Consider the following 6,524-nt stretch of genomic DNA (forward strand, 5'->3'; position numbering starts at 1 on the left):
GACGACCACCGTCGGGCTGGGTGCCACGCTCGCCAGTGAGCGGCAGGACAAGGTCGACCGTGAACGGGAAGGCGAGCGGCGCGGACTGCGGCAACACCGCCCGGCGCAGCGCGAGTTGCGCGGGCGTCCAGCTCGCTACGGGTGCGCCGCCGACCAGCACCTCGCCGCCGGCGGCCGGCAGGTCGCCCGCGAGCGCGGCCAGCAACGTGGACTTGCCCGCGCCGTTCGGGCCGACCAGGGCCAGCACCTCCCCGGCGGGTACGGCCAGCGACACGTCCTCCAGCACCGATCGCGCGCCGAGCCGTACCCGCAGCGCGCGGGTCTCGGCGAGCACGTCGCCGGGCCGGGCCGGGGCCGGCGGTGCGGGCCGGCGCGGGAAGAGCCCCATGCCGGCCGGTCCGCCGCGCAGGCGTCGTACGTTCACGCCCAACCCCCTTGCCGGCCACGGGTCCTGCGCAGCAACCAGAAGAAGAACGGGCTGCCGACCAGCGCGGTCAGCACCCCGAGCGGGAGTTCCGCCGGCGCCGCGAGGGTCCGCGCGGCGAGGTCGGCGGCCACCAGCACCACCGCGCCGCCGAGCGCGCTGCCCGGCAGGAGGAAGCGGTGGCCGGGGCCGGCCGCCATCCGCAGCAGGTGCGGCACGACCAGCCCGACGAAGGAGACGATGCCGGCGACCGCCACCGCGGCGGCGGTCAGCAGTGCCACCACCGCGATCAGCGCCAGCCGCATCCGCTCCACGTCGACACCGAGGTGCCGCGCCTGGCGTTCACCGAGTGCGAGCAGGTCCAGGCGGCGGGCGAAGAACGGCGCGACGGCGAGCCCGGCCGCCGCGCACGGCAGCACCGCGAGCACCTTGGGCCAGGTCGCCTGCGACAGCGAACCGAGCTGCCAGAAGGTGATCTCGGTGAGCTGCGCGTTGTCCGCGTAGAACACGCACAGGCCGATCGCGGCGCCCGCGAAGGCGTTGACGGCGATGCCGGTGAGCACCAGCGTCACCACCTCCGTGCGGCCGCCGGAGCGGGAGAGCCCGTAGACCGCCAGCACCGTCAGCAGGCCAGCGCCGAACGCGCAGACCGTGACCGTCCAGTTCCCGGTGAAGCCGAGGCCGAGCGCGATGGACCCGGCGGCGCCGACGGCGGCGCCCGAGGAGATCCCGATCACCCCCGGCTCGGCCAGCGGGTTGCCGAACACGCCCTGCATCAAGGCGCCCGCGCAGCCGAGTGACGCCCCGACCAGCACCGCGAGCACCACTCGCGGCACCCGCACGTCCCACAGCACGGACTCGCCGACCCGGTCCAGCCGATGGCCGCCGAACCCGGTCCGGTGCGCCACCGACGCCACGACGTCCCCCGTACCGATGTGGTACGCCCCCACGCCGACCGACAGCAGCGCGAGCAGCACCAGTCCGACGGCCAGCGCCGTGCCGAGTACGGCCTCGCGCCGCGCGACGCCATGCCGGAGAACGGTCAACCGGCGCTTGCGATAAGGAGGTTCGGAGGGTTCCGCGAGGCCCGCGGGTGGACCGACGGCCGAATCCGCGGCTGTATCCGAAGCCGTATCCGCGGCCGTATCCGCTTCTGCGACAAGGGAGTTGTACGAGCCCACCGCTGACGTGCCGTCGTACGCGCCGGCGGCACCGGTACGCGTACGCGCCCCCACCGAACGAGCCGCCGCTCCGGGCGACTTGGGCCCGGGGCGCCGGCGGGCGGCCGGGCGGACGGTGGCCACCGCGATCGCCGGCGCCTCGTCCTGCCGGGCCGTCACGTCGCCGACTTCCTTATTCCGTCGGCCAGTTCGCGCAGCACGACATCCGTGCGCGGGCCGAAGTTGAGCAGGGTGCCGTCGTCGATGGCGACCACCCGGTGGTCCAGGCCGGCCGGGGTCTGGGCGACGCCCGGCACCTTCTCCAGGCCGGAGGTCCCGCCCACCGAGCGGAGCCCCTTGGTCATCACCAGGATGACGTCGGGCGCCGCCTTCACCAGGGCCTCGGCGGTGATCGGGGTGAAGTCCTTGTCCAGGCCGGACGCGACGCCCGCGTCGATGCCGCCGGCCGCGGCGATGAGGGAGTCGGCGCCGGAGCCGCGCCCGCCGATGAGGTAGACGGACGCGGTGCCGCGCAGGTAGAGGAAGGCCACCCGCGGCTTGTGGGCCTCGGCGGGAATCGCCTCCCGTACGGCGGCGATCCGCCGCGCGGTGCGCTCGCGTAGCCGGTCGCCGGCGGGTTTCACGCCGAGCGCGGCGGCCACCGCGTCGATCCTCGGGCCGACGTCGGACAGCGAGGTGGCGGCCGGCAGGACCACCAACGGGACGCCCGCCGCCCGTATCTGCGCGATCGCGTCGGCCGGTCCGGTGGTGGACTCGGCGAGCACGAGCGTGGGGTGCAGCGAGAGCACGCCCTCCGCGGAGACGTCGTGGGCGCGGGTGATCAGGGGGAGCCCGGCGGCCTGGGCGAAGGTCGCCGAGATGTCGCGGGCCACCACGTGGTCGCCGAGGCCGAGGGTGAAGACCACCTCGGACAGGCCGCCGGTGAGCGGGATGATCCGGTCGTCGCTGCGGACGGTGACGGTACGGCCGTCGGACGACCTTACGGTGGCGGGCAGTTGGGGCACGGGCGTACCGGACAGCGGCTGCACCGTGTCGGCGGGCGCCGCGGTCGAGGAGCCAGAAGCGCCCGAGGAACCGGTGGTCCCGGAGGAAGCGGACGAACCCGAGGGCCCGCTCCCGGCGCTCCCTCCGCACCCGGCCAGCAGCGCCGCGAGCACGATTCCGGCCACCGGGGCGAGCAACTCCCCGCGCCCCCGCGGCCTCCGGCGCGCCCGCTCCCGGGTCCGGCGCGACGGCCCTCCGGCCGAGGCCCCGTCAGTCCGCCGCGCTGACCGTCTCTTCACCGCATACCGCCTGTCGTCGTCGCTGTGCCGGACCCGGAGGAGGCGGGGGCTTCCCGCTTCCGAGGAGGTTAGCTTAGGTTAGCCTTACCTAAGTTATCCAGTCCTTGAGGGGTCCGTATGCCGTTGCTCCGCCCTGCCCGCGTCCGGGCCCGAGCGCGCCGCCGCGTGCCTCCTCGGGCACGCGTCGCCACCCTCGCCACCGCGGGCGCCGCGCTGCTCGCCGCCGTCCTGCTGCCGCCGGCGACCTCCGCGCACGCGGCACTGAAGGGCCCCGCGGCACCGAAGGCCCCCGCGGCCGTGAAGGCGGCGCCCGCGGCCTCCAGCACCCGCACGGTCTCCGGCGGCCGGCTCGACTGGGGCATCAAGGCGTCGTTCCAGAGCTACGTCACCGGCCCCATCGCGCAAGGCAGTTGGAGCCTGACCGGGGGCGCGGACACCGTCGGCAGCAGCCAGTTCCGCTTCCCGTCCGCGCAGGGTTCGTACGACCAGGCGACCGGCGCGCTCACCGCCGGCTTCCAGGGCGGCGTGCGCTTCCTCGGGCACCGGCAGAGCAACGGCGCCTACCTCCTCGACCTCACCATCTCCCGCCCCACCGTGCGGATCTCCGGCCACGCGGGCACCCTCTACGCCGACATGCGCAGCAAGGACAAGGGCACCGGCAAGGTCACCACCACCGCCCAGGTCCCGCTCGCCGCGCTCGCCCTCGGCGGCGTCAGCACCCAGGGCGTCACCGGTACGCAGCTCAACCTCGGCAACGTCCCCGCGACCCTCACCGCGCAGGGCGCCCGCGCCTTCGCCGGGTACTACACCGCAGGCACCGCGCTCGACCCGGTCACGCTCTCCGTCGACCTGCACCGGGCCGCCGCCGCGACCACCGCGCCCGCCAAGAAGCCCACCGCCACGCCCACTTCGGGCACGCCCGCCGCCACCTCCGGCAGCCTCGCCGACGGCGCCGTCGACTGGGGGGTGCGCCGCACCTTCCGCGAGTACGTCACCGGCGACCTCGCCCGTGGCCGTACGCAGGTGTCCGGCGGGGCCCAGGACGGCGGCGCCGTCTACCGCTTCGGCACCGGCCGGGGCGGCTACGACGCCAAGCGGCACACCCTCGACGCCCACTTCGCCGGCACCGTCCGCTTCCTCGGCATGCGCGCCGCCGACGGCTCGTACGGGCTCGACCTCGCCCTCGGTGCGGTCCGCGTGCACCTCGCCGGCACCAAGGGCACGCTCTACGCCGACGGCGTCCCCTTCGCGACCTTCACGGTGCCCGCCGTGCCCACCCCGAAGAACGGCCTGCTCGCCATCGAGGACGCGCCCACCACGCTCACCGCGCAGGGCGCCGCGAGGTTCAACGGCCTCTACACCGCGGGCACGTCGATGGACCCGCTCAGCGTCTCGGCCGCCCTCACGGCGTCCGCGAAGCTGCCCGCGCTGCCGGACATCGGAACCACCCCGACCACGGCCGCCGCCGCACCGGCGGCGAAGCCCACCCCGTCGCCGGCCGCCGCGCCGCCTACCGGGAACGCCGCCGACGGCACCTCGGCCGTCACCGTCACCGCGGCGGCCCTCGGCGCGGCGGTCGTGCTCGCGCTGGCCGCGGCCGTGCTGCTCAGGAACCGCAACCGCCGCCGGGCGAAACCGGCCGCAGCCGAATCCGCCGCGGTCGAATCCGCCGCGACGGAACCGGCCGCGACCGAGCCGGCGGCAACGGAACCGGCCGCAGTCGAATCTGCCCCGACCGAACTCGCCGGGACCGAACCCCGCGCGACGGAACCCCGCGCTCCCGAACCCCGCGCGACGGAACCCCGCGCTCCCGAACCCGGTCTCGGGCCCGGACCGACATCCGGGCCCGAGGCCGACTGACGGCGACCCGAAGCGGCCCTCGGCGCACTCCTGTTCGCGGCCCACCGGCCCCCGCCTGTCACCGACCCCCCACCGTTCACCCGATCACCCGCCCATCCCCTTCCGTCGAGGAGACCTTCGACCATGTCCGCAGTCACCCGCATGCCCCGCCGGCACCGTTCCCGCGTGCTCGCCCTGGCGATAGCCGCCGCCACCGCCGGGGGCGCCGCCACGCTCGGGCTGCCCGCGCTCGCCGCCGCCGCGGACGGCCCGCCGCCGACCCTGCCCCTGAGCGGGGGCACGCTCGACTGGGGCCTGAAGCAGTCCTTCCGCAGCTACGTCACCGGCCCGGCGGCGGGCACCATCACCACCGCGGACGGGGCCGGCACCAACGCCGACGGCACGTACCGCTTCTCCGGAGGCACCGGGACGTACGACACGGGCACGCACGCGGTGACCGTCGCGTTCGACGGGAGCGTGGAGTTCGCCTCGACGCTGCACGGCTTCGACATCAAGCTCGCCGACATCAAGCTGACCACCACCGGCACCACCGGCACCCTGACCGCCGACGTGACCGCGGCCGGCGCCACCTCCGACGACGTGGACTTCGCCTCGCTCGACCTGTCGGCGGCCACGGCGGGCCACGACGCCACCGGCGCGATCACCTACGACGGGATCGCGGCGGCCCTGACCGCCGACGGCGCGCAGGCGTTCAACGGCATGTACCAGGCGGGCACCGCGCTCGACCCGGCGGACCTCGCGGTGACGGCCGGCGCCGCGCCGACCACGCCCCCGACCACCCCGCCCACCACCGCCCCGACGACGCCACCTACCACCTCGCCCACCACGGCACCCACGACCGCCCCGGGCACCGACCCCAGCACCGAACCGACCACCCCGCCCACCAGCACCCCGCCCACCAGCGCCGCGCCCGGCACCCCTGCCACCGTGGTCGACGGCAACCTCGACTGGGGCGTCAAGGAGTCCTTCCGCAGCTACGTCACCGGCCCGATCGCCGACGGCAAGGTCGAGTCCACCGGCGGCGCCACCGCCACCGCGTCCGGCTACCGCTTCCCGAAGGGCACCGGCACGTGGGACGCCGACGGCAAGACGCTCAACGCCTCGTTCTCCGGCGGCGTCCACTTCCTCGGGCACCTCACCGGCGGGACCTACGCGCTCGACCTGTCCTTCAGCGACCTCAAGGTGATCACCAACGGCGCCACCGGCACCCTCACCGCCGACGTCACCAGCAAGGGCATGACCACCGGCAAGTCCAGCAGCTACGACGACCTCGACGTGGCCACGCTCAGCGGGGTGGCGCCGGCGGTCAACGGCCAGGTGGTCACGATCACTTCGGCCGCGGCCGCGCTGTCCGCCGACGGCGCGAAGGTCTTCAGCGGGTTCTACCAGGCCGGCGACGCGCTCGACCCGGTGACGGTCGCGGTCTCCCTCGACGAGGGGGCGACGCTGCCCACCGCTCCCGCGGGCAGCCCCGCTCCCACGGTGTCCGACGCGTCCGTCGAGGCTCCCGGCGCGGCCACCGTCGGCGGCACCGACGCCGGCGCGACACTCGCGTCCACCGGCTCCGACACCCCCGTCCCCCTGCTCCTCGGCGCCGCGGGCGCCCTCGTGGTGACGGGCGCCGCGGCGACCGTTCTGGTGGCCCGACCCAAGCGGCTGCGCGGTTCCGCCGGCTGAGGGACCACTCCCACGCGCCCCTGGGGGGTGCCGTCCTTCCGCGGAAGGACGGCACCCCCCCAGGGGGGCGGGGAAAGGCGCCGCAAGCCCCCCCCGGCC

5 protein-coding genes are annotated in these 6,524 nt (G+C 75.6%); 2 read left to right on the forward strand and 3 right to left on the reverse strand.

Annotation, left to right across the window (positions count from 1 at the left end; genetic code table 11):
- The 3 genes from AB0399_RS40060 to AB0399_RS40070 all read right to left on the reverse strand — a co-directional run.
- Positions 1-388, reverse strand: a 388-nt coding sequence (locus tag AB0399_RS40060) for an ATP-binding cassette domain-containing protein (RefSeq protein ID WP_366414642.1), incomplete at its 3' end; no start/stop codon positions are given.
- A 32-nt stretch (positions 389-420) separates the two neighbouring features.
- Positions 421-1,470 carry an iron ABC transporter permease gene (locus AB0399_RS40065; RefSeq protein WP_366414643.1) on the reverse strand — a complete coding sequence of 350 codons (1,050 nt, stop codon included), beginning with the start codon at positions 1,468-1,470 and terminating at the stop codon, positions 421-423.
- Between the two features lie 290 nt (positions 1,471-1,760).
- Positions 1,761-2,774, reverse strand: a complete 1,014-nt coding sequence (locus AB0399_RS40070; protein ID WP_366414639.1) for an ABC transporter substrate-binding protein — start codon at positions 2,772-2,774, stop codon at positions 1,761-1,763.
- Positions 2,775-3,053: 279 nt separating this feature from the next.
- Here AB0399_RS40070 and AB0399_RS40075 point away from each other — a divergent pair, with 279 nt between their 5' ends.
- Positions 3,054-4,748, forward strand: coding sequence for an HtaA domain-containing protein (locus AB0399_RS40075; protein ID WP_366414640.1), 1,695 nt, complete (start codon positions 3,054-3,056; stop codon positions 4,746-4,748).
- 123 nt (positions 4,749-4,871) lie between these two features.
- Positions 4,872-6,425: an HtaA domain-containing protein gene (locus AB0399_RS40080; RefSeq protein ID WP_366414641.1), complete on the forward strand. Its 1,554-nt coding sequence runs from the start codon at positions 4,872-4,874 to the stop codon at positions 6,423-6,425.
- Positions 6,426-6,524: the final 99 nt, after the last annotated feature.

Source organism: Streptomyces sp. NPDC088194 (assembly GCF_040702025.1).
Classification (GTDB): domain Bacteria; phylum Actinomycetota; class Actinomycetes; order Streptomycetales; family Streptomycetaceae; genus Actinacidiphila.